Annotated in this window: 21 protein-coding genes; 10 read left to right on the top strand and 11 right to left on the bottom strand. The window is 70.2% G+C overall.

Translation table 11 applies throughout. The features are described 5' to 3' along the window. Position 1 precedes the first annotated feature (1 nt). The 8 genes from gvpO to DKM19_RS04045 all read right to left on the bottom strand — a co-directional run bounded on the left by gvpO (position 2) and on the right by DKM19_RS04045 (position 5,918). Positions 2–424 (bottom strand): gas vesicle protein GvpO, encoded by a 423-nt coding sequence (gvpO, locus tag DKM19_RS04080; protein WP_110694536.1) that lies wholly within the window; start codon positions 422–424, stop codon positions 2–4. Positions 425–428: 4 nt separating this feature from the next. Further along, the gene (locus DKM19_RS49280) at positions 429–698 is read right to left on the bottom strand and encodes a hypothetical protein (protein WP_162641286.1); all 270 of its coding nucleotides are present in this window, start codon (positions 696–698) and stop codon (positions 429–431) included. Positions 699–700: 2 nt separating this feature from the next. After that, a complete protein-coding gene (locus DKM19_RS04070; protein ID WP_110694535.1) occupies positions 701–940 on the bottom strand; it encodes a gas vesicle protein GvpG in 240 nt (79 codons plus the stop codon). Positions 941–943: 3 nt separating this feature from the next. After that, positions 944–1,762 carry a GvpL/GvpF family gas vesicle protein gene (locus tag DKM19_RS04065; RefSeq protein WP_110694534.1) on the bottom strand — a complete coding sequence of 273 codons (819 nt, stop codon included), beginning with the start codon at positions 1,760–1,762 and terminating at the stop codon, positions 944–946. 1 nt (position 1,763) lies between these two features. After that, positions 1,764–2,183 (bottom strand): gas vesicle protein GvpJ, encoded by a 420-nt coding sequence (gvpJ, locus tag DKM19_RS04060; protein WP_110694533.1) that lies wholly within the window; start codon positions 2,181–2,183, stop codon positions 1,764–1,766. Between the two features lie 49 nt (positions 2,184–2,232). Further along, positions 2,233–3,549, bottom strand: a complete 1,317-nt coding sequence (locus DKM19_RS04055; protein WP_110694532.1) for an SRPBCC family protein — start codon at positions 3,547–3,549, stop codon at positions 2,233–2,235. Between the two features lie 5 nt (positions 3,550–3,554). Beyond that, positions 3,555–4,271 (bottom strand): hypothetical protein, encoded by a 717-nt coding sequence (locus DKM19_RS04050; RefSeq protein WP_162641285.1) that lies wholly within the window; start codon positions 4,269–4,271, stop codon positions 3,555–3,557. A gap of 219 nt (positions 4,272–4,490) precedes the next feature. Continuing rightward, positions 4,491–5,918, bottom strand: a complete 1,428-nt coding sequence (locus DKM19_RS04045) for a pyridoxal-dependent decarboxylase (RefSeq protein ID WP_162641283.1) — start codon at positions 5,916–5,918, stop codon at positions 4,491–4,493. A gap of 331 nt (positions 5,919–6,249) precedes the next feature. Here DKM19_RS04045 and DKM19_RS04035 point away from each other — a divergent pair, with 331 nt between their 5' ends. Continuing rightward, on the top strand, positions 6,250–6,786 hold the full coding sequence (locus DKM19_RS04035) for a hypothetical protein (protein WP_110694529.1): 537 nt from the start codon (positions 6,250–6,252) through the stop codon (positions 6,784–6,786). 153 nt (positions 6,787–6,939) lie between these two features. On the opposite strand, the gene DKM19_RS04030 is transcribed toward DKM19_RS04035, so the two are convergent. Then, the gene (locus DKM19_RS04030; protein WP_110694528.1) at positions 6,940–8,505 is read right to left on the bottom strand and encodes a succinic semialdehyde dehydrogenase; all 1,566 of its coding nucleotides are present in this window, start codon (positions 8,503–8,505) and stop codon (positions 6,940–6,942) included. 276 nt (positions 8,506–8,781) lie between these two features. Here DKM19_RS04030 and DKM19_RS04025 point away from each other — a divergent pair, with 276 nt between their 5' ends. Further along, positions 8,782–10,950, top strand: coding sequence for a beta-propeller domain-containing protein (locus tag DKM19_RS04025; RefSeq protein WP_110694527.1), 2,169 nt, complete (start codon positions 8,782–8,784; stop codon positions 10,948–10,950). Positions 10,951–11,052: 102 nt separating this feature from the next. On the opposite strand, the gene DKM19_RS04020 is transcribed toward DKM19_RS04025, so the two are convergent. Then, a complete protein-coding gene (locus DKM19_RS04020; protein ID WP_369987951.1) occupies positions 11,053–11,373 on the bottom strand; it encodes a helix-turn-helix domain-containing protein in 321 nt (106 codons plus the stop codon). Positions 11,374–11,551: 178 nt separating this feature from the next. Between DKM19_RS04020 and DKM19_RS04015 the strand changes: the two genes are divergently transcribed. Next, entirely contained in the window at positions 11,552–14,470 is a 2,919-nt protein-coding gene (locus DKM19_RS04015; protein WP_239514067.1) for a M36 family metallopeptidase, read from the top strand. 93 nt (positions 14,471–14,563) lie between these two features. Here the strand turns inward: DKM19_RS04015 and glpD are convergent, their stop codons facing one another. Then, complete coding sequence (gene glpD / locus DKM19_RS04010) at positions 14,564–16,306, bottom strand: glycerol-3-phosphate dehydrogenase (RefSeq protein ID WP_110694525.1); 1,743 nt, start codon at positions 16,304–16,306, stop codon at positions 14,564–14,566. A gap of 288 nt (positions 16,307–16,594) precedes the next feature. Here glpD and DKM19_RS04005 point away from each other — a divergent pair, with 288 nt between their 5' ends. The 7 genes from DKM19_RS04005 (at position 16,595) to nagA (ending at position 22,568) form a co-directional block, all read left to right on the top strand. Next, the gene (locus DKM19_RS04005) at positions 16,595–17,194 is read left to right on the top strand and encodes an RNA polymerase sigma factor (protein ID WP_239514066.1); all 600 of its coding nucleotides are present in this window, start codon (positions 16,595–16,597) and stop codon (positions 17,192–17,194) included. Beyond that, positions 17,178–17,933: a hypothetical protein gene (locus DKM19_RS04000; protein WP_110694524.1), complete on the top strand. Its 756-nt coding sequence runs from the start codon at positions 17,178–17,180 to the stop codon at positions 17,931–17,933. The genes DKM19_RS04005 and DKM19_RS04000 overlap by 17 nt, the downstream gene beginning before the upstream one ends. Further along, entirely contained in the window at positions 17,930–18,631 is a 702-nt protein-coding gene (locus DKM19_RS03995) for a hypothetical protein (RefSeq protein ID WP_110694523.1), read from the top strand. Before DKM19_RS04000 ends, DKM19_RS03995 begins: the two co-directional genes overlap by 4 nt. 8 nt (positions 18,632–18,639) lie before the next feature. Further along, entirely contained in the window at positions 18,640–19,461 is an 822-nt protein-coding gene (locus tag DKM19_RS03990) for a hypothetical protein (protein WP_162641282.1), read from the top strand. 1 nt (position 19,462) lies between these two features. Next, positions 19,463–20,329, top strand: a complete 867-nt coding sequence (locus DKM19_RS03985) for an ABC transporter ATP-binding protein (protein WP_110694521.1) — start codon at positions 19,463–19,465, stop codon at positions 20,327–20,329. Between the two features lie 86 nt (positions 20,330–20,415). Continuing rightward, positions 20,416–21,306, top strand: coding sequence for an SIS domain-containing protein (locus DKM19_RS03980; protein WP_204358645.1), 891 nt, complete (start codon positions 20,416–20,418; stop codon positions 21,304–21,306). A 125-nt stretch (positions 21,307–21,431) separates the two neighbouring features. After that, a complete protein-coding gene (nagA, locus tag DKM19_RS03975) occupies positions 21,432–22,568 on the top strand; it encodes an N-acetylglucosamine-6-phosphate deacetylase (RefSeq protein ID WP_110694520.1) in 1,137 nt (378 codons plus the stop codon).

Raw genomic sequence — 22,568 nt, 5'->3', positions numbered from 1 at the left:
CTCACGACGCCTCACTGCTGTCGCCTCTGCCGCGCCTGTAGCGCCGCAGCCTGCGGTAGGACAGGAGATTGCCCTCCATGTCCATCTCGGCCTCGTAGAGCGCCAGGATGTCGCCCGAGGACGGGACCCGGCGGTCTTCGACGACCTCCACCTGGACCAGCCAGCCGTCTTCCGCCGGCTGCACCTGCGTGACTCCCTCGCTCTGCCTCCCGGTCAGAGCGGCGATGTGACGCTGTCCGAACTCGCCGGCCGACATCGCCGACAGGGCGCGGGACCTCTTGGCCCTCGGCGTCTCGACCTCATCCTCGTCTTCGTATTCTTCTTCGTCCTCGTCGAAAGGCTCGTCGTCGATCTCCTCGTAGAGATCATCGGAGACGTTCGCGCCTGTGGCGCGCTCATCCGTCGATCTGCGCTTGGCAGGCACGAGATCATCTCCTCTCTCGGCTTCCTTCCCGCACGATCACTCCGGCAGATCCGGCGGATCCGGCCGAAACCCTCGCGATCACCCTGACGGGCCCGGCCGAAGCCCGTACGACCATCTCGACAGGCCTGGCCGAGGTCCGCACGATCACCCTGGCGGGCTCGGCCGAACCGCGCACGATCACACCGGCGAACCTGGCCAGGACCCGCATGATCACCTCGGCGGGCCCGGCCGAGTCCCGCGTGGCCACCCTGGCGGGTCCGTCCGGGCTCCGCATGGTCACCCTGGCGGGCCCGGCTGGTCGATCATCTGGCCGAGGATCTGCTCCACCTGCCGGTCAGCCTCTTCATCGGAGATCTCACCGCTCGCTCTGGCCTCCTCCACCGCGTCCAGGTGGCGCCGGACGGCCGCGGGGCTGCGGGTCTCAAGCTCGACCTGTTCCTGTATGAGCTCGGCGAGCCGGATGAGCCCGCGGAGCGGCATGAGCGGCAGTCCGAAGGTCAGACTCATCAGGTCCATCTGTCATTCCCCCTCCTGCTCCTGCTGTGGCGTCATGACGAAGTCGTACGCCGCCAGCGGGCCGATCAGGCGCAGGTCGACCCGCCCCTCCCATCGACGGGCGAACTCGTCCAGGGCCTGTTCGAGCTCGTCCTGCCGGTCGGTCTCCACGAGGGCGGCCAGGTGCACGGCGTCCTGCTCGTGGGTCGCCTCACGCACGGCGATGGCGACGCACAGTGGAGCGAGGGCCTCGACCATCGCGCGCGTGTCGGCGTCGCGCTTGGCCTCGACCGATTGGTTGATCACCTCTCCGAGCCGGATCCGCGCGTCCCACGTCGCGTCCTCCGGCTTACCGGCGATCTCCTGGCGCAGCCTCGCGGCCTCGGCGTTCTCCCCGAGCACCTCTGCGAGGATCGCCCGCTCGGCGTAGCGGCCCTTGATGACGTACTCCGCCCGACCCTCCAGCTCCTTCAGCCCGGCGAGGAACGCGTCGTGGTGAGGGGTCAGCAGCTCGTCGACGACCGATTCGTCATCGGTCATCACCGCCCCGAAGCGGAGCGGGAGCACGGGGACCTCGGCCGCGGCGGAGTCCAGCAGTCGCTGATGCGCCATGAGGTCCTGCGGCTTGCCCAGCGGGCGATTGGTGGCGACGTCGCTCACCAGGGCGGCGATCTCGCCGTGTCGTATCAGCTTGACCCGCCCGGGCGGCTCCCCCACCCCGCGGGCGTCGTCGAGCTCGACGTCCACCGGCACGATTCCGTAGACGTAGGAGCCGGTGCTCACCGCGGACCGATCGGCCTGCTCGGGACCGGCGGCCCTCGACCTATCCGTAGAGCTGGACATCTCAGTCCTCCCCCCTTCGCCTCCGGCGAGGTACCGACTCCTCTTCCTCCTCGTCGGACCCGCCGATGAAATCACGGAGTTTCTCTCCCGCCGCGTCCAGGGCTCCCTGGGTCGCGCCCTTGACCTTCTTCCTGCTCCCACCCTCCGTCATGTCCTGGATGAGATCAGGAAGACCCTTCTGGCCGGTCTGTGAGAGGTCCAGGCGATTCGCGGCCTCCGCGAATCGCAGGTAGGTGTCGACGCTGGCCACGACGATACGCACGTCGATCGTCAGGAGTTCGATGCCGACGAGCGAGACCCTGACGAAGGCATCGATCACGAGACCCTTGTCGAGAATCGTGTCGATGACGTCGGCCAGGCCCGACGACGAGGACGACGAGCGGCCTGCCGCTCCGCCCCCCGAAGGCTGCACTATGGTCATCGGCTCTCTGTCCTCCAGTTCTCATTCGGCGGGCCCGTTGGTCGCTGGGTCAGGCGCTGCGGCCGGCGGCCGTACGGCGGGCAGGACGGCGAGGAGGCGACTTCTCCTCCGAGTCGTCACGCCGACGCCTCTCGTCCGCGTCCTCGCGCCGGCGCCGCACCGGGCGCACGCGCCGCTGCGGCCTTTCGGGCTCTTCCTCGTCCTCGTCCTGCTCCCCGTCTCGGGGCTCCTCCTCTTCCTCGGGCTCGTCCTCGTCCCGCTCCTCCTCCAGCTCTTCCTCGTCCTCGGGCTCCTCTTCGTCCTCGTCCCGTTCCTCGTCCCTCGGCTCTTCCTCCTCGGGCTCCTCGTCCTGCAGTTCTTCCTCTTCCAGCTCGTCCTCGGGCTCCCGGGACTCCTCCTGGTCCTGACGCTCCTTCTCCTCGCGGAGGGCGGTCTCGTGATCCTTGACGACCTTGCTGTCGCGTATCTCGCCGCGCCAGCCCTCGATGTCATCGGGGTGCAGGATGGCGTGCGACATGACATGACGCCGGAAGTGCTTGAACTCCAGACGCGCCCTCCGTCCCTGCGCACGCCAGATGTTGCCGGTGCGCTCGAACAGCCCCTGCGGGTGGTACTCCAGCACGAGCAGGACGCGGGTGAGATCAGGAGTCACCTCGTGGAAGGTCACCGCACCGTCGACGTAGCCCTTGGCTCCCTTGGACCGCCAGATGATCCGCTGGTCCGGCAGCTGCTCGATGATCGTCGACTCCCAGGTCCGATGCGACCAGAAGACCTGCGCCTTCCACGTGACCTTCTCGTCGGTCTGCTGGTCGACGCTGTTGACCTTCTTCGTGAAGCTCGGGAAGTCCTGGAACTGGGTCCACTGGTTGTAGACGACCCGTCTCGGGGCACCGACGTCGAGGGATTCGACGATGTTGATGAGCTTCACCTTCCCGCCCTTGCCCCCCTTCCCGCCCTTTCCGTCCTGGCCGCCCAGCGCGGACTTCAGCCCCGTGAAGCCTTTCGCCAGCTTGGCGACCCCCTTCACCCGGCCCATGAGCCCCTCCGATCCCGAAAGCTGGCTCACCAGGCCCGAACCGCCCTTCAGGGCGTCCATCAGGCCTCCGCCGCCTTTCAAGGCGCCCGCCAGGCCCGCCAGGCCTCCGCCGCCTGTCAGCGCGCTCACCAGGCCCGAACCGTCGCCGTCGACGTAGTCGGTCAGCCGGCCGGTCAGTCCCTCGACCTTGTCGGTCACCGAGGACAGGGCCCGCTCGGCCAGGGCCGCGCCCAGGTCCTGGAGCCCTTCGGTGAGCTGGTCCAGGGGCAACTCCTGGACGATTACCTTTATCGGGCCATTGACCGGCCCGTTCTCCGGCTTCTCTGTCATTCGACTCACCTCCGCACCCGGCGAACCGGCCGGGTGGATGATGACGCGCTCTCGCGCCGCACGCCGCTACGGGCCTTCGCCCGCCGGGCGGGCGGCTCTTCGTCGGAGAGGTCCTCCTCGTCGTCCAACGGCTCCTCGTCGTCCTGCGAATCCTCCTCGCGGGAACTGGACGAGGCCGCGCTCTTGCGCCGCACGCCGCTGCGGGCCTTCACCCGCCGGGCCGGCGGCTCTTCGTCGGGGAGATCCTCCTCGTCGTCCAACGGCTCCTCGTCCTCGTCGGAGACGGCGGGCTTCTTCGTGCTCTTGGGCCGTTCCGCGCTGCGAGACTTGCTCGCCGCCTTCCGAGGCTTGGCCTTGCCGTTCGCCCGCCCGCCTTCCGCCTCTTCCTCTTCCGCGTCGTCATCGGACCGGCTGGGGTTCCGCAGCGACTCGGCGCGGTCGGAGAGCCTGTTGCTCAGCGAGTTGATCTGCTTGCTCGCCGCCGCCACGGCCGCGGCCTTGCCGGCCTCCATCAGGCCGTCGCGAACCCCGCTAGTGATCTTCTCCAGCTCCGGAGAGGAACCGAGCACCTTGATCCCCTGCTGCAGCAGGCTGCGATGGCGAGATCCCAACCGGCCTGTCGCCCCGGCCACCGCCAGCGCGAGGGCCAACCGCAGCTTCTGACGCCGGCCGAGGGCGTAGCCCGCGGCGACGGCCAGGGCCATCTGCGCTTTGCTATTCACGTTCATCACTCCTCACCCGAGCACCCAGCCCTGAGGCCGACCACCCGGCTACGGCCGATCGGCCGTGCGGGGCGGGAGCGTCGGCATTCGCCCGCCTGAGAACGCCGGAGAATGTCTCGCTCTTGAATCGGCGGCTACATACCCTAGAAAGGGACTAAAAAACATATATAGGCATAAACCAGACAAGCTTGATCTGGATGATGGAAGTGCCGTTGATCGTCACCTGCGGGCCGGGCGTTCACGATCCGCGATCCGGTCGAGGAGGGCCTCCAGCGTCTTGTCGTCCGTGGCCGGAGCCATGACGGTGACCCGCAGGTGGCGGATGCCGCCGATCTCGGTGGAGGCCACGGGGAACGCGCCGTCCTCCATCAGGCGCTCGCGGATCCCGGCCTGGTCGCCGGTGCCGTACCGGAAGCAGACGATGTTGCTCTCCGGCTCGTACGGGCATTCGAAACCGGGTCGTTCGCGAGCCAGCTCCCAGAAGCGGTGCGCGGTGGCGTACTGCCGCGCGACGTGGTCGCCCAGGCCCCGCTCGCCCCGCCAGGCCAGGTTGAGGAAGATCTTCAGACCCAGCTCGGCCTTGCTGCACTCCACGGTCCTGCCGATCAGGTCGAAGCCCTGGTCGCCGTAGAACAGGTAGCTCGCCCGCTGCCGGAAGGCCGCGTCCAGGTCTCCCTCGCGCCTGGTCAGGACCGCCGCCGCCAGGCTGGAGGTCCGCAGCATCTTGTGCGCGTCCCAGATCAGCGAGTCGGCGAGCTCGATCCCGTCGAGCAGGTGCCGGTGCTTCTCCGACAGCAGCGCCGAGGCTCCGTGAGCGCCGTCCACGTGGAACCAGACGCCGTTGTCCGCGCAGAACCCGCCGATCCCGCGCAGGTCGTCGTGGAGCCCGGTCCCGGTCGAGCCGGCGTTCGCCACCAGGGCCATCGGCCGCCGTCCCGCCCGGCGCACGCGGTCCAGGGCGTCGGGCAGCCTCGCGACGTCGATCCTGCCCAGCCCGTCCACGTCCAGCGGCATGACCGCGCGCTCCCCCAGGCCGAGGATCGCGGCGGCGCGGGTGAGCGAGTAGTGCGCCGACTCCGGCGCGAGCAGGGCGAGGTCGCCGGGGACCCCGTCGGTCCACGCGTCCGGTGCGGCGGCCGCCCGCGCGGCCAGCAGGGCGGTGAGGTTGGCCAGAGATCCCCCGTGGGTGAGCACGCCGCCGCCCGCCTCGCCGTACCCGACCTTGCCGAGCATCCAGCGCAGGACCTCGAACTCGACCGTCGCCGCCGAGGCGCCCATCTCGTAGATCGCCATCGGGTTGTTGGCCGCGCCGTGGACGAAGTCGGCGAGCGCGGCGGGGAAGTCGGGCGAGGCGATCTGGTGGGCCAGATAGGCCGGGTGGTGCAGCCTGGTGCCCTCGGCGAGATAGGCGCGCAGGAACTCCCCGTAGCTCTCCGGGGTCATCCCCCCGTCTCGCATCCACCGCGCGAGCCCGAGCCGCTCGGCCAGCTCGCGCGGGGGCCTGCGGCCGATGACGGGCGGCAGACCCCGCTGGCTCTCGTCCACGTAGGCGGCCAGCTCGTCGACGGTCACCCCGGCCGCGCGTACGAACTCATCAATGTTCCACATCACACGGGGATACTGCTCGACCTCATGACGAACCGCCAACGCCGGCGAACACCCTCCGGCCAACGAGTTATCGCACTGTGTAGAGTTAGCTCTACAAAATGTATCATTACCTCTACATGGCTCGGCATCCCGACAAAGAGATCCGAGCGGCGATCGACCATCTGATCGCCGCCGGGTGGATCATCGAAAAGGCCGGAGGTCACGCATGGGGACGCGCTTCACGTCCCGGAGGACATCGGGGTCGCAGGCCGCCGACATCCATCTGGTCGACCCCGCGTTCGCCGGAGATTCACGCCAGACGCCTTCGCCGTCTCGCCGACCGGTGTCCGCACGGCCCTGAAGACGATCTATCGGAGGGAGAGTGGGTTTCATGACCGCCTACAGCTTCGAGCTGCACTTCACAGCCCCGATCGGCGAAGAGACGATCGATGTCCTGTACGAAGCGGGATGGGACGATGCCACGGTGTCGCTCGATCCCGTCACGGGCGGGCCCGGCGTCGCCGCGTTCGACCGCGAGGCGTCCACAGCGGTGGAGGCGATCGCCTCGGCGATCTCCCAGGGCCGGGCCGCGGGAGTCGAGGTCACCGGAGTGAGCGAGGATCTCGTGACGCTCGGCGAGATCGCCGAGCGGACCGGACGGACCTTCGCCACGGCTGATCACTGGTCCGTCGGCCGCCGGGGCCCCGGCGGGTTTCCCGCGCCGAAGGTCCGGCGTCCCCGCGTGAGCCTCTGGTCGTGGGCGGAAGTGGTGACCTGGCTGCACGACAACCATCTGGCCGAGATCTCGCCGATGGAGGTGGAAATCGCACGGGTCTGTGAAATCGCGGACTCCCTGATTCGCGCGCACCGTCTCCAGCGCAGACTTCCCGTCGAGGATCGCGAGCTCCTCTGCCACGCGATGATCTGATCCGTGGCCGCCGGAGCTCCGTGACCGTCGAGGGCGCTCTTTCCGATGATCATGGCTCGACGGGGGCGGTGGCCGACTGGGTGATGCCGACGACGACCAGATCTCGCCGATGCGCACACCGTCCTCGGCTCCCGAGGCTCTGATCTCGGGGTTTTACTTCAGGTGGAGCTGTTTCATGATCTTGAGCAGGCCCGCGAGCGTGTCGGCGTACTTGTCGTAGCCCATGCCGAGGATCGGCTCGAAGCCCAGCCAGGAGGCCTGGCTGGAGATGGTCTGCGCCTCGGTGTACTTCAGCAGGCCCTCGGTCCCGTGGCGCCGGCCGAGCCCCGAGGATTTCATCCCGCCCATGGGCGCGTCGTAGGAGGCGTAGGCCGAGCCGTACCCCTCGTTGACGTTGACGGTTCCGGCGTTGATCCGGGAGGCGAGCGCGCGTCCGCGGGACAGGTCCCGGGTCCAGATGGCGGCGTTGAGGCCGTAGTCGGTGTCGTTGGCCTTCTCGACCGCCTCGTCCTCGCCTGCGAACCGGTAGATCGCGACGACCGGGCCGAAGGTCTCGGCGCGGCACAGGTCCATGCTCTCGTCCACACCGGCCAGGATGGTGGGCTCGTAGAACAGCGGGCCGATGTCGGGGCGGGCCTTTCCGCCGGTGAGGACCTCGGCCCCCTTCGCGACGGCGTCGTCCACGTGGGCGCCGACCGCGTCGAGCTGGCGCCGGGAGGTCAGGGAGCCCATCTGCACGTTCCAGTCGAGCCCGGAACCGAGCTTCATGTTCCGCGTCTGGCGGACGAACTTCTCCACGAACGCGTCGTACACGGCGTCGTGGACGTAGAGCCGCTCGATGGACAGGCACAGCTGCCCGGCGTTGGTGAAGCAGGCGCGCAGCGCGCCCTGGGCCGCCACGTCCAGGTCCGCGTCGTCGAGGACGATCATCGGATTCTTGCCGCCGAGCTCCAGTGAGCAGCCGATCAGCCGCTTGGCCGCCGCTTCGGCGATCTTCCGGCCGCCGCGGGTGGAGCCGGTGAACGCCACGTAGTCGGCGTCCTCGATCAGCGCGTCACCGATCTCGGCGGGGTCGCCGAGGACGACCTGCCAGATCTCGCGGGGCATCCCGAGGGAGACCAGCAGGTCGATCGTCCACAGCGTGGACAGGGCGGTCTGGGTGTCGGGCTTGTGGACCACGGTGTTGCCCGCGAGCAGGGCCGGGACGACGTCGGTGACACCGAGCGACAGCGGGTAGTTCCACGGGGAGATCAGGGCCACGGTCCCCTTGGGCCGGCGCACCTCGGCCGTCTTCGTCGCGACGGGGAAGATGCCCGCGCGCGACCTGGGCTCCAGGAGGCCGGGCGCCCGCCGTACGTAGTAGAGCGTGCAGCCCGCGACGTCGAGGACCTCCTCGAAGGCGTGCCTGCGGGCCTTGCCGGTCTCCCACTGGACCAGGTCGAGGATCTCGTCGCGGCGGTCGAGGATGGCGTCGTGCAGCTGGAGGAAGGGCTTGATCCGTTCGCGCACGGGCAGCGCGGCCCAGGCCTTGCCCGCCTCCCGGGCCACGGCGTAGGCGGCTTGGACGTCCTTGGCCGTGGAGACGGGCAGCTCGGCGAGGGGCTCGCCGGTGAACGGCGCGACGATCTCCTGGGTCTTCTCGCTGGAGGTGACCTGCCGGACGATGCGCTCGATCATGTTCGGGTCGAGGGTCCGCGTTGCTCCAAGAGTGACAGCCATGACCGCAGGGTAATCGCGCGGGACAATCCCTGGCTACCCGGAACGGCGGCCGGTGTTCCGGGTCGCGGACCGGAGGCGAGAGCCCGCGCGGGAGCGCGCCCTCGGCGCTGCGGACCGGAGGCGAGGGGACGGTGTGGAAGCGCCCCTCGGCGTTGTGGGTTGGAGGCGAGGGCCGGTGTGAAACCGTCCCTCGGCGTTGCCGGCCGGAGACGAGGGTCGGCGTGGAAGCGCGCCTCGGGGGTTGAACCGAGTGCCCGCGCGATCCGTCGTAGGGGCATGAGGACATCGATCCGTACGGCCGGCGCCGTCACCCTCGCCGCCGCCCTGCTCGCCACGGCGTGCAGTTCGACAGAGGCGAGGACCGGCCCGTCGGCAGAGGCGAGGACCGGCGCGAGCCGTACGACACCGGTCGATCTGGGCAACATCAAGCTGGTCTCCTACAGCGGTTGCGACGACATGCTGACCGGGTTGCGGACGGAGACGGCGAAGAACGTCGGCCCCTGGGGCATCGGCGGCCCAATGATCATGTATGCGGACGCGCGCCCTGCCATGCGCTCGGACGCCACCGCGGCCAAGGACGCGTCGGGCGCGCCCGAGCACTCGACCACGAACGTGCACGAGGCCGGGGTGGACGAGCCGGACCTGGTGAAGACCGACGGCAACCGGGTGATCACCGTGAACCGCGGCGTGCTGCGGGTGGTGGACGCCGCGACCAGGAAGGTCACCGGCACGCTCAAGCTTGTGGACACCGAGCAGGCCTGGGCTCCGGCCGATCTGTTGATCAGCGGGGACCGGGCGCTGGTGCTGTTCTCCGGGGGCGGGATCATCCCGTTCGGCGCGATGGCCAAGCGGCCCGCGAGTTCCGGACCCCGTTACGTTCTCGTCGACCTGTCCGGCGCGCCGAAGGTGATCGGCTCGCTCACCCCGAGCGGCGCCCACGTGGACGCCAGGATGGTCGGCTCGACGGTGCGGGTCGTGGTCCGCAGCCAGCCCGAGATCAACTTCCCCGACGCCGGGCCCGGCCTCTCCGAGAGCGAGCGCACCCGGCGGAACATGGACGTCGTGGCCAAGACGCCGATCGAGGCGTGGCTGCCGACGTTCGAGGTGACCGCCGCGGACGGCACGACCTCGAAGAAGTCGGTCGGGTGCGAGCAGATCAGCCATCCCGCCGAGTACACCGGGACGTCGATGCTGACCGTGCACAGCCTGGACCTGTCACCGGGGGTCACCGGGATCGCCGAGACCGCGCCGATCGGCGTGGCGGCCGACGGTGACACGGTCTACGGCACCGGCGGCAGCCTGTACGTGACCAGCAACCCGCGCTGGTGGTGGCCCCGGACGGTCAGGACACCGATCATCGACGACTCCGCGCCGTCGGCGCCCACCGCGACGGAGCTCCCGAAGGCGACCCCGGCGGCGCCCCGGTCCGAGTCGACGCCGTCGGAGCCGCCGGTCCCCGTGAATCCCACGCCCGCCCCCACCCTCACGCGAACCCCGGCGGCGGCCCCGGCCTCCCCCACCCTCACGGCGACCCCGGTGCCCCCGGCCTCCGAGCCGACTCCCGTGCCCCCGGACACGCCGGTCGAGCCGCCGGAGGAGACCGAGGTTCACCGGTTCGACATCACCGCGCCCGGCGCGCCCCGCTACGTCGCCTCGGGCAAGGTGCCGGGCCGGCTGCTCAACCAGTACTCCCTGTCGGAGCACGAGGGATATCTGCGGGTCGCCACCACCTCGACCGCCGGGCAGAGCAGTTCCAGCGCCGTCTACGTGCTCAAGGCCGACACCCTGGGCAAGGTCGGCGAGGTCGGCGGCCTGGGCGACGGCGAGCGGATCTACTCCGTCCGCTTCATCGGCCCCGTCGGCTACGTGGTGACGTTCAGGCAGGTCGACCCGCTCTACACGCTCGACCTGCGCGACCCGGCCGCACCGAGGAAGACCGGCGAGCTGAAGATCACCGGCTACTCGGCGTACCTGCACCCGGCGGGCGATGGACGGCTGATCGGCGTCGGCCAGGAGGCGAGCGAGCAGGGCCGCACCCTGGGCACCCAGGTCTCGCTGTTCGACGTCAGCGACCCGGCCAACCCGCGCCGCCTGTCGCAGATGTTCCAGAAGGACTCCGGCTCCGAGGCCGAGTGGGATCCGCACGCCTTCCTCTACTGGGCCAAGACGGGAACGGCCGTCCTGCCGCTGAACACCTGGAACGGCACCGAGCAGACCAACGGCTCGGCCCTGGTCCTCAAGATCGATGATTCCGCCGTCACCAGGACCGGCACCGTCGTCCACCCCAAGCCCAAGCCCGCGAGCGGCGCCGACTTCGCCCCCTACGACCCGGGCATCCGCCGCTCGATCGTCATCGGCGACAGCCTCTGGACGGTCTCCGATCTGGGTCTGAAGGTCAGCGACATGAACGGCCTCGCCGACCAGGCCTGGATCCCCTTCTCCTGACCGCCCCGCTTCCGGCCTGATCGGACAGGGTCCGTTCCCGGCCCGGTAAAGATCGAGTATGGCCACCCCCGGTCGTGATCACGATGGAACCGCCCGGGACCTTCAGCGGAAGGAGCGGCGGCAAACGGCCGGGGTGGTGCGCAGGGCGGTGTGGAAGCGGCGGCGGAGGCTGACCGCCGAGGAGAGGCCGACGCGGGTGGCGATGGTCTCGACGGGCAGGTCGGTCTCCTCCAGCAGGGCGCGGGTGGCGGCCAGGCGGCGTTCCAGCAGCCGGCGGGCGGGTGGGACGCCGAGCTGGTCGGTGAACTGACGGGTGAGGGTGCGGGCCGGTGGCGATCGGGCTCGGGCCGCCCCGGCCGCCGGGGCGACGGCCCTGAGCGGGTACGTGGCGGCACGTTCCCCGACCCCGGAATCACCCTTCACCAGCGAAGATCCCGGACTCCATGGGATTTTCGGCGATCACCACTGGAGCTCCTATTACACTGACATATCATCCTTTACAAGATCTTGTCAGAACTCTTGATCGGTGTTACTTCTTGCGCACCACCTGTGATCCACAGGTGGCATGGCCGACGACGGCCAGATCTACGCAGGAGGATCGGTGTCGACCAAACCCTGGTTACGCATCACCGTCATCGCAGCCGCGACCGCGGTGCTCGCCCTTCCCCTTCCGGGTATCGCCAACGGTGAACCCGGCGGGCAGTCCCCCAAGATCCACGATTTCCAGGCCGAGCAGAGCGCCAAGCCGGACCTGGACAACCGGCAGGGCAGCGTCGCACCCCCGGTCTCGCTGTCCAGATCCGCGAGCACCGCGACGATCCGGTGGAACACCCTCGGCACCCCGGCCGTCATCACCGACTCCGCACCCCTCGCCGAGGGGCTGGGCTCCGACCCCGAACAGGCCGCGCGGGCCTACATCAAGGCGAACGAGACCCTCTTCGGCCTCTCCGGCGAAGCCGTGGACGGGCTGGAGAAGATCGCGGTCAACCCCATCGGGGACGGCTACGCCGTACTGCTCCGGCAGAAGTTCGGCGGCCTGCCGGCGGGCGTGGACGGGCAGGTCGCGGTCGGCGTGAAGGACGGCAAGATCGTTCACGTCACCTCGACCCTGTCGCGTTCGACCGAGGCGCCCCCCGCCGCGGGCATCACCGAGCAGCAGGCGCTGGAGATCGCGGCCAGGGACGGCGGGATCGACCTGGCCACGGCACGGACCAAGCAGGCCACCCCCGTCGCGGTGCCCGCACCTGACGGGATCCACAACGCCTTCCAGGTCGTCCTGATCGGCGATGCGGAGAGCGAGGCCGCTGGCTACACCACCCACGTGGACGCGGTCAGCGGCGAGATCCTGACCCGCGAGAACCTCGTGGACCACGACTACGACCAGAGCAGCGCCCCGGACAACCCCAGCTGGGAGGCCTTCCCGGCCAACCCGCCGGCCAACTACTCCTCCACCGACACCCGCCAGACGTGGTGCTACACGTCCGGCGCCCGCTGCGACTACGTGGTCGGCGGCGACCCCGGCACGGGCAAGGCCTGGGACGTGGACCACGTCACGGGCGCGCCGACGAACACCAGCATCGGCAACGCGACCAGGACCGTCGAGAACCGGGCCAGCGGCAGCTCCAACAGCGTCGGCACCCGCAGCAACGTGATCACGCCGAGCCGGACCTACGCCTACCCCTGGACCAACAAGTGGTACACGGCCAAGTGCGACCCGGCCACGTTCGACCAGCCGGGCGAGGCCGACCTCGAGGCCGCGATGGCGAACCTGCACGCCATGCACAACCGGATGCACGACTGGTCCTACCGGCTCGGCTTCACCGAGACCGCCTGGAACATGCAGAGCGACAACGGCGACCGGGGCGGCCTCGGCGGCGACCCCGAGCGGGGCAACGCGCAGGCGGGCGCCCGGGTGCTCAGCGTGCGTGACAACGCCAACCAGATCACCGGCCCCGACGGGGTCGCGCCGATCACCAACATGTATCTCTGGCAGCCGATCGCGGGCTCGTTCTACGCGCCGTGCGTGGACGGCGACTACGACATGTCGGTGATCGGACATGAGTACACCCACGCGATCTCCGGTCGTATGATCGGCGGCCCGAACGCCGGATGGAGCGGCGCCCAGGCCGGTGCCATGAACGAGAGCACCTCCGACCTGTTCGCCATGGAACAGCTCTACGAGTACGGCTTCCGTCCCGCGGGCGACACCCCCTACGTCACCGGCGGCTACGTCACCGGCGACAAGAAGGCGGGCATCCGCAACTACGACATGTCCAAGTCCCCGCTGAACTACAGCGACATCTCCTACGACATCGTCGGCACGCAGGTGCACGCGGACGGCGAGATCTGGTCCGCCACCCAGTACGACGTGCGCAAGGCCTTCATCCAGCGGTACGGCGAGGGCAGCCCCGCCAAGCAGAAGGCGTGCGCCGACGGCCGGACCCCGGTGGCCCAGTGCCCCGGAAACCGCCGCTGGGCGCAGGTCTCCTTCGACGCCCTGCTGCTGATGGCCTCCGGCGCGGTCAGCTACGTCGACCACCGCGACGCGCTTCTCGCGGCGGACGCCATCCGCTTCGGCGGCGCGAACCAGGCGATCATGTGGCGGGCGTTCGCCGAGCACGGCCTCGGCGAGGGCGCGGCGAGCGTGGGAGGCAACGACCCCGACCCGACCCCGAGCTTCGTCGACCCCAAGGGCAAGAACGGCAGCCTGCAGCTCAAGCCGCTGCTGGACGCCAAGGACGCGGCGCTCAGGCTCTACGTCGGCGACTACGAGGGCCGCGTCGTGCCGGTGGCCGACACCGACCCGGCGACCGACCTCGGCGACACCGTGGAGATGACCCCCGGTGTCTACGACTTCGTGGTCACGGGCAACGGGTTCGGGCACACCCGGCTCAAGTACGCGGTGCTGCCCGGTGTGAAGCTGCCGCTGCTGCTGCCCCTGGCGAAGAACCACGCCTCCGCCGCACTGGGTGCGACGGCGGCGGGTGACGGCGTCAACCACGCCCAGCTGATCGACGAGACCGAGGCCACGAACTGGGCCTCGCTCACCGGTCCGGTCAAGGGCAAGTCCGTCACCGTCGACCTGGCCGGAACCAAGCCCGTGGAGGTCCGCAGGGTCCAGGTCAGCGCCATGCTCCGGCCCAGCATCAACGACCCGGCCGACCCCGGCACGCAGAACCGCTTCAGCGCCCTGCGCGCCTTCGAGGTCCTGGCCTGCGACGCCACCAAGAAGGACTGTTCGGCCCCCGACTCCTACAAGCGGGTCTACACCAGCCCCGCAGACGCCTTCCAGACCAGCCTGCCGCGTCCTCGCGGCGCCGACCTGGTCATCGAGTCCTTCAAGATCCCGACCACCAAGGCGACCCACCTGACCCTGCGGGCCGTCTCCACCCAGTGCACCGGCAACCCGCTCTACGCCGGTGAGCAGGACAACGACCCCAACTCCGCCACCGACTGCGCCACCGCCAGCCCGGCCAGGGACCAGCTGCGCGCCGCCGAGTTCCAGGCCTTCACCCGCTAGGTCCCCCTGCGGCTCCCGCCTCCACGGCGGGAGCCGTACCCACGGCGCTTGACTCCCCCTGCGGCTCCCGCCTTCACGGCGGGAGCCGCACACCTACACGGGCTTCGGGTCGGGGCTCGCCACCGGCACGATCTCGGGGGCGCCGAGGCGGATCGCGTCGGCCTCCTGGTCGGTGTCCTGCTCCTGGGAGAGCCGTTCGGCCTCGACGCGCTTCGTGTAGTACTTCACCTCGCTCTTGACCTGCTCGTTGTCCCAGCCCAGCGGCCCGGCGAGCAGCTCGGCGGTCTCCTCGACCACGTCCAGCCCCCGGTGGAAGGTCTCGATCGAGATGCGCGTCCGCCGGGTCAGCACGTCGTTCACGTGCCGGGCGCCCTCGTGGCTGGCCGCGTAGACGACCTCCGCCCTGAGGTAGTCGTCCGCGCCGGTCAGCGGCTTGCCGAGCGACGGATCCTGCTCGATCAACGCCAGAATCTCGTCGATCATCGACCCGTACCGCTGGAGCAGGTGCTCGATCCTGGCCACGTGCAGCCCCGAGGACTGGGCCAGCCGCTGCCGGGAGTTCCACAGCGCCTGATACCCCTCCGCCCCGGACAGCGGGACCCGGTCGGTGCACGAGGGCGGGACCCGCTGGTCCAGGCCGTGTGCCACCGCGTCCACGGCGTCCTTGGCCATGACCCGGTACGTCGTGTACTTCCCTCCGGCCACCATGACCAGCCCCGGCACCGGATGGGCCACCACGTGCTCGCGGGAGAGCTTGGACGTCTCCTCCGACTCCCCGGACAGCAGCGGGCGCAGCCCGGCGTAGACGCCCTCGACGTCCTCGCGGGTCAGCGGCACCGAGAGCACCGCGTTCACGTGGTCGAGCACGTAGTCGATGTCGGAGCGGGAGGCCGCCGGGTGCGCCCGGTCCAGCTCCCACTCGGTGTCGGTGGTCCCGATGATCCAGTGACGGCCCCAGGGGATCACGAACAGCACCGACTTCTCGGTGCGCAGGATGATCCCGGTCAGCGAGTGGATCCGGTCGCGCGGCACCACCAGGTGGACGCCCTTGGAGGCGCGCACGTGGATCTGTCCCCGGCCGCCGACCATCGCCTGGATGTCGTCGGTCCACACCCCGGTGGCGTTGACCACCTGCCGGGCCCGTACGTCCAGCTCACGCCCGGCCTCCAGGTCGCGCACCCGGACGCCGGTGACCCGCTCCCCCTCGCGCAGGAAGCCCACCACCTGCGCCCGCGAGGCGATGTTGGCCCCGTAGGTCGCGGCGGTCCGCAGCATGGTCACCACGTAGCGGGCGTCGTCGACCTGGGCGTCCCAGTACTGCACCGCACCGGTGAACGCCGTCCGCCGCAGCGAGGGCGCGATCCGCAACGCCCGCTTGCGTGACAGGTGCCGGTGCCCGGGAACGCCCCGGGTGAACCCGAAGGAGAAGCCCAGCATGTCGTACATCACCAGGCCTGCCCCGATGTACGGCCGTTCCCAGCCGACGTGCGTGAGCGGCATCAGGAACGGCACCGGCCGGACCAGGTGCGGGGCGATGCGCTGGAGCAGCAGGGCCCGTTCCTGGAGCGCCTCTCTCACCAGGTCGAAGTTGAGCTGCTCCAGGTAACGCAGCCCGCCGTGGATGAGTTTGGAGGACCTGGACGAGGTGCCGGAGGCGAAGTCGCGTGCCTCCAGCAGTCCGACGCTTAACCCTCGGGTGGCCGCGTCCAGTGCGACCCCCGCGCCGACGACCCCGCCACCGATCACCACGACGTCCAGCTCTTCGGCGGCCATCTGGTTCAGTGCGGCGGTCCGTTCGGCAGGACCGAGCCGTGCGGTGCCCATTCGCGCCGTCATGCTGCATCCCCCTGGAGTCCGGCTTGTCGTATTACGCCATCTATCTACCCACCAACCATAAGCATCACTACTGACCAGTAGCGAACGCCGGGCAGGATCCGGGCGACACGCCGGTGGACAGCGGGGGGCCTTTCCGTCAATTCTTGTCGCCTGCGGCGGAAAATCCCCACCTGACCAGGGCCGACCGCTCGAAGATCGAGCGCCGAGGATCGGCCACGGCGAGATCGCGGGACACATCCTCGAACGTTTGGGTGAACCCGGGGACGGTGCCCGCGCTACACACCTGTCGTGGATGGGGGAGATCAGACGATCGCGCTGCGCTGGTTCGGCGTCGCGGGCCGTCGTTCGCGTGCCCAGGAGGCAGACGCGTTCGTCCTGGCCCGGGTGGCGGACGGTGACGCGAGCGCGCTGACCGAGCTGTACGAGCGATACTCCAGGCCGTTGTTCGCCTTCCTCTACCGGCTGGCCGGAGATCGGGGCACGGCCGAGGAGATCCTCCAGGACACGTTGCTGGCCGTGTGGCGCTCCGCGGGCACCTACCGGAACCGCTCCACCGTGAGCACCTGGCTGTTCGGGGTGGCGCGCAGGCAGGCGCACAACCGGCTACGCGGTCTCCCGCCTCCCCTCCCGGCCGAACCGCCCGACGGCGCGGAGATGGTCGACGCGCTGCCCGGGCCGGAGGAGCTGGCCGTGGGCGGCGACCGGGTGCAGGCGGCGCTGGCACGGCTGCCACTGGCGCAACGCGAGGTCGTCGTGCTCGCCTTTCTCAACGACCTGAGCCACCGGGAGATCGCCGACGTGCTGGGGATTCCGGTCGGCACGGTGAAAAGCCGCCTGCACCATGCCCGAACGACCCTGAGGGGGTGTCTCGATGAACGAATGGCCTGAACTGTCGGGAATCCACGACGGCATTCCGCCTCCCCCCGGGCCGGAGATCGTGCGAACCGTTCTGGTGAGGGCCGCGCACGACCGCGTGGAGACACCCGCCCGGCCGAGGCCGTACAGGGCGTGGGTGCTGCTGACGATGGAGGCCCGGCTCCTGCATCCGGCGATCTGGCTGGCCTCCGCTCTGATCATGGTGGTCGGTGTGGGCTTCACCCTGGCCAGAAGCGGTGCCTCGGAGTTCGTGCTCGCCCTGATCGTCCCTCTGATCGCCGCCGCCGGCGTCGCCGGATCGTACGGCCCGGAAAACGACAGGGCCTTCGAACTGGTGGCCGTCACCCCGACGTCACCACGGGTCATCCTCCTGGCACGGGTGACCCTGGTCTTCGGGTGCGACCTGATCCTGGCGCTGCTCTCCTCGGCGGTGCTGGCCCTGCTGAACGCGACTCCCCTGGGACTGACCTCACTGATCACGACGTGGCTGGGACCCATGGCGACGCTCTCGGCGCTCAGCCTGCTGCTGTCGGTGTGCTGGAATCCGGAGGGCGCAACAGGCGTCGCACTGGCGCTGTGGGGCGTCCACGCGCTGGCCTTCGCCGGCGTCCCCGCCCTGGAGGGCCTCCAGGGCCTCTGGACGACCAACTCGGTCACGGTCGTCCTCGCCCTGGCCCTGGCGCTCGCCGCCGTGATGATCGTGGGCAAAGGTGAACCGATCCGGCGGGCCCGTGCAACTCACCGGTTATGAAATCCCTCGATCTCTGGTCGCACGAGATACGGAGAGCCGGTCCCGCGGCCCTGCTGGCGCCCCCGGCCCTTGTCCTCCTCATCTCGACCCTCGCCGCGTTCGGCACGTGGCTCGGCTCCCGGGAGGGGAACACGGCGTGGTTCCTCCTGGGAGCCGTGGAAACGGGAATCCCGCTCGTGGCGGGTATCACGGCCGCCTCGCTGATCGGCCGGGATCGCGCCGTGGAACTGCTGCTCACCCTGCCCGGGGGATATCGCCCGATCCTGCTGCGCCGCCTGACGGTGACGGTCGGATGGGCGGCTCTCTGCGCCCTGGCCGCCTCGGTGCTGCTCGTCGCCACCGGCTGGTGGGAGCTGATACCCGGCGCACCCGGGGGCCTGACCGGCCAGCTCACCTGGCTGTCCCCCCTGCTCTGGCTGTCGGCCCTGGGACTGCTCGCCGCGGTCACCCTCCGCAGCGCCGCGGCCGCCACCTCCGTCGTCGCGTCCGTCTGGGTGTTCGAGCAGGCGTTCTCCGGCGTTCTGCGGGAGAGCGCGGTGCCCCGGCTGCTCTACCTGTTCCCCACCACGCGCTGGGGAGCCGCTGCCGAGTGGCTGCCCAACCGGCTGACCCTGCTGTCGACCGCGCTGCTGCTCGTCGCGGCGGCCTGGCCCCTGCTCGGCAACGCCGAGCGGACCCTCGGAGGTGAGGCCGAATGATCGCGACCATGCGGTACGAATTTCGCATGCAGATCCGCCGGCCCGTCCTGTGGATCGTCTACGGACTGACCTACGCGGCGACCGTCGCCACCTCCGGCTCGACGTACGTGACGCTGGACCTGGGCTTCGGCCAGGGGCTCACCTCGAAGACGGCGATGGTCTCGTCGGCCACCCTGCTCATGTCCCTGCTGCCCATCGTCTACGGATGCCTGCTCGCCGACCGGCTCGTCCGTGACCGGCTGCTCGGCGTCGCCGGGGTCCTGGACGCGACCCCGGCCGGTCGCACCGGCCGTCTGATCGGCAAGTATCTCGGCACGTGCGCGGCCACCGCCGTGCCGCTGACGCTCGCCTACTTCGGCCGGGCCGTGGCCTACGCGATCACCGAGGGAGAGCCCGCGGCGCTGGGCTGGGCGGTGACGTTCTTCGTGACGGCCATCGTCCCCGGACTGCTCTTCCTCGGGGCGCTCGCCCTGGCCGGGCCCCTGCTGATGCCGGTCATGCTCTTCCGCGTGCTGTTCGTCGTCTACTGGTTCTGGGGGAACCTCATCCCCGCCACCATGATGCCGACCCTGTCCCGCAGCATCTTCGCGGCCAAAAACGAGTATGTGGCCTACGGCTTCCTCGACTACGGCTCGGATCTGACGATTCCCCCGAACGTCATCCTGCCGCCCGAGGGCATCGTCTACGGCCCGTCGCCCGGCGCCTCACTGAACTTCCTGCGGCCCGAGGCCACACCGGCCGTCGCCTTCCTCTGGATCGGCGTGATGATCGCGCTCGCGGTGGCCGTACTCTTCCTCGCCCGTCTCCACACCATCCGGACGGAGTCCTGACATGCGCATCGAGATCTCCCGCCTGACCAAGACCTACGGGGGCGACGTCCACGCCCTCAACGGGATCGACCTCGACGTGCCGACCGGCATGTACGGCCTGCTCGGCTCGAACGGAGCGGGCAAGACCACGCTCATGCGCATCCTGGCGGGACTGCTCAGGCCCACCTCCGGGACGGTCCGCGTCGGCGGGCACGACATCACCGCCGCCGACGGGCGCCTGGCCGTACACCGGGTGCTCGGATACCTCCCCCAGGAGCTCGGGGTCTACCCCGACCTGACCGCGCGGCGGTTTCTGGACTACATCGCCCTGCTCAAGGGACTCGACTCCCGTTCCCTCCGGCGACGCAGGATCGGCGAACTGCTGGAGACGGTCGCGCTCACCGAGCACGCCGACCACAAGCTCAAGGGCTTCTCCGGCGGGATGCTGCGGCGGGTCGGCATCGCCCAGGCGCTGCTCGCCGATCCCCGCCTGCTCATCGTGGACGAGCCTACGACCGGGCTGGACCCCGAGGAGCGCATCCGGCTGCGCGGTCTGCTGACCGAGTTCGCGGAAGATCGCACCGTCCTGCTCAGCACGCACATCGTCGAGGACGTGGCGCAGACCTGCCGGTTCCTGGCCGTGCTCGCCAAGGGCCGTCTGGTGTTCCAGGGGGACGTCGGGGAGTTGGTCTCGCGGGCCGACCGGCAGATCTGGACGGTGACCACTCCCGGTCCCGCGCCCTCGCGGGGCAGGATCGTGGGCTCCCGCCCCGACGGCGGGGGAACGCGCTACAGGGTCCTCGCGGCCGCCTCCCCCGACCCTTCGGCCCAGCCGTCCGAGCCGACCCTCGAAGACGGCTACCTCGCGCTCATGGAGTCCGGCCGGTAAGCGTCCTCGTCCGGGTTTCCGCCCGCATAACTATGCTCGCTACCGGCGACAACCAATCAGAAGCAGGCCGCTCCAGGAGGTAACGCGTGACCACGCACACCGAAGCCGAGATCGCGTCCCAGCCCGACTGCTGGCGTCGTGCCGCCGGCATGGTCCCGGCCGACGCGCTGCCTCAGCGAGGCGAGCGCGTGGCCGTGGTCGGCTGCGGCACCTCCTGGTTCGTCGCGCAGGCCTACGCGGCGCTGCGGGAGGGGGCGGGACACGGTGAGACCGACGCGTTCGCCGCGTCCGAGGCGCCGCTGCCCGGCCGCTCCTACGACCGGGTGCTCGCGCTGACCCGGTCGGGCACCACCACCGAGGTGCTGGAACTGCTGGAGGAGATCGGCACGAAGGCGCCGGGCACCAGGATCACCGCGATCACCGCGGACCCGGACACCCCGGTCGTGGGGCTCGCTCACGAGGTCGTGGTGCTCGACTTCGCCGACGAGAGATCGGTCGTGCAGACCCGGTTCGCCACCGCCCAGCTCGCCCTGCTCCGCGCCCACCTCGGCGAGGACCTGACCGACGCGATCGCCGACGCCGAGCGCGCTCTCTCCGCTCCGCTCCCCGACGAGCTGATCACCGCCGAGCAGTTCACGTTCCTGGGCCGCGACTGGGCCTACGGCCTGGCCCTGGAGGCCGGGCTGAAGATGCGCGAGGCCTGCCGGGCGTGGACCGAGGCCTACCCGGCGATGGAGTACCGGCACGGCCCGATCAGCATCGCCGGGCCGGGAAGGATCACCTGGATGCTCGGCGAGGCCCCCGAGGGGCTGCGCGGCGAGGTCGAGGCCACCGGCGGATCGTTCCTGGAGAGCACCCTCGACCCCATGGCCGAGCTCATCAAGATCCAGCGGGTGGCCGTGGCACGGGCACACGCCGGGGGGCTCAACCCGGACGAGCCGCTCCACCTCACCAGATCCGTCATCCTCTCCCCCTGAGATCTCCGGCATCCCCTGATATCCCCGGCGGCCCGAGCCCGGAGTCTCCGCACCCGGAGCCCGGAGTCTCCACGCAGGGGAAATTCGATGACGGCCGGCACCCGAGAACCGGAGAGGATGGTTCCATGAGCATCACACTCACCGACGCCCGCATCGTGACCCCCCAAGGTGTCCACGGAGGCTGGCTCACCATCGAAGATGGCCGGATCACCCACATCGGCCAGGGCGCCGCCCCCGGCCCCGGCCACGGTCTCGGCGGCCGGTACGTCGTGCCGGGTTTCGTCGACATCCACAGCCACGGCGGAGCCGGTGGTTCCTTCCCGACGGGTGATCCGGAGCAGGCGAGCCGAATCGCCGCCCTGCACGGCCTGCACGGCACCACCACGCTCATGGCCAGCCTGGTCACCGCGGCCCTGGACGACCTCGCCAGAGCCACCTCCGCCCTGGCCGACCTGTGCGAGGAGGGCCTGCTGGCCGGGATCCACTTCGAGGGCCCCTACATCTCCGGTGCCCGCTGCGGCGCGCACAACCCGGCCCTGCTGCGGGAGCCGTCGGCGCAGGAGCTCACCGGGCTGCTCAAGGCCGGGCGCGGCCATGTGAAGATGCTCACCATCGCCGCCGAGCTGCCCGGCGCGCTGGACACCATCCGGGAGGCGGTCGCGAACAACGTGATCGCCGCTCTCGGGCACAGCGACGCCACCTACGAACAGACCATCGCGGGCATCGAGGCGGGCGGCAGCGTCGCGACCCACCTCTACAACGCGATGCCGCCGCTGCACCACCGCGACCCGGGACCGATCGCCGCTCTCCTCGAGGACGAGCGCGTCACGGTCGAGCTGATCAACGACGGTGTGCACGCGCACCCGGCGATGGTCCGCCTGGCCTACGACGTCGCGGGCCCCGGCCGCACCGCGCTGATCACCGACGCGATGGCGGCCGCGGGGGCGGGCGACGGCGTCTACGGGCTCGGCACGATGAAGGTCAACGTCACCGACGGGGTGGCACGGCTGGCCGAGGGCGGCACCATCGCGGGCAGCACCCTGACCATGGACGTCGCGTTCCGGCGCGCCGTCCGGGAGGTCGGGCTGTCCCTGAGCGAGGCGGCCGAGATCGCCTCGCTCACCCCCGCCCGGGTGCTCGGCCTCGCCGACCGCCTGGGCTCGGTGGCGGTCGGCAAGCAGGCCGACCTCGTGGTGCTCACCGACGAGCTGGAGGTCGCCGGGGTCATGCGGCAGGGGGCCTGGATCACCGAGCCCCGGTGA

The organism is Streptosporangium sp. 'caverna', assembly GCF_003203775.1.
GTDB classification, from domain to species: Bacteria; Actinomycetota; Actinomycetes; order Streptosporangiales; family Streptosporangiaceae; genus Streptosporangium; species Streptosporangium subroseum.
Note: the sequence above shows the minus strand (reverse complement) of the source record. Positions and strands in the feature narration are given on the sequence as shown.

Bases quoted from the DNA above. Each gene is read 5' to 3' on its own strand.
- DKM19_RS04055 (WP_110694532.1), bottom strand. From the start codon at position 3,549: ATGACAGAGAAGCCGGAGAACGGGCCGGTCAATGGCCCGATAAAGGTA.
- DKM19_RS03985 (WP_110694521.1), top strand. From the start codon at position 19,463: ATGCGCATCGAGATCTCCCGCCTGACCAAGACCTACGGGGGCGACGTC.
- DKM19_RS04025 (WP_110694527.1), top strand. From the start codon at position 8,782: ATGAGGACATCGATCCGTACGGCCGGCGCCGTCACCCTCGCCGCCGCC.
- DKM19_RS04035 (WP_110694529.1), top strand. From the start codon at position 6,250: ATGACCGCCTACAGCTTCGAGCTGCACTTCACAGCCCCGATCGGCGAA.
- glpD (WP_110694525.1), bottom strand. From the start codon at position 16,306: ATGACGGCGCGAATGGGCACCGCACGGCTCGGTCCTGCCGAACGGACC.
- DKM19_RS03990 (WP_162641282.1), top strand. From the start codon at position 18,640: ATGCGGTACGAATTTCGCATGCAGATCCGCCGGCCCGTCCTGTGGATC.
- DKM19_RS04030 (WP_110694528.1), bottom strand. From the start codon at position 8,505: ATGGCTGTCACTCTTGGAGCAACGCGGACCCTCGACCCGAACATGATC.
- DKM19_RS04065 (WP_110694534.1), bottom strand. From the start codon at position 1,762: ATGTCCAGCTCTACGGATAGGTCGAGGGCCGCCGGTCCCGAGCAGGCC.
- DKM19_RS03995 (WP_110694523.1), top strand. From the start codon at position 17,930: ATGAAATCCCTCGATCTCTGGTCGCACGAGATACGGAGAGCCGGTCCC.
- DKM19_RS04070 (WP_110694535.1), bottom strand. From the start codon at position 940: ATGGACCTGATGAGTCTGACCTTCGGACTGCCGCTCATGCCGCTCCGC.
- nagA (WP_110694520.1), top strand. From the start codon at position 21,432: ATGAGCATCACACTCACCGACGCCCGCATCGTGACCCCCCAAGGTGTC.
- DKM19_RS04000 (WP_110694524.1), top strand. From the start codon at position 17,178: ATGAACGAATGGCCTGAACTGTCGGGAATCCACGACGGCATTCCGCCT.
- DKM19_RS49280 (WP_162641286.1), bottom strand. From the start codon at position 698: ATGCGGAGCCCGGACGGACCCGCCAGGGTGGCCACGCGGGACTCGGCC.
- gvpJ (WP_110694533.1), bottom strand. From the start codon at position 2,183: ATGACCATAGTGCAGCCTTCGGGGGGCGGAGCGGCAGGCCGCTCGTCG.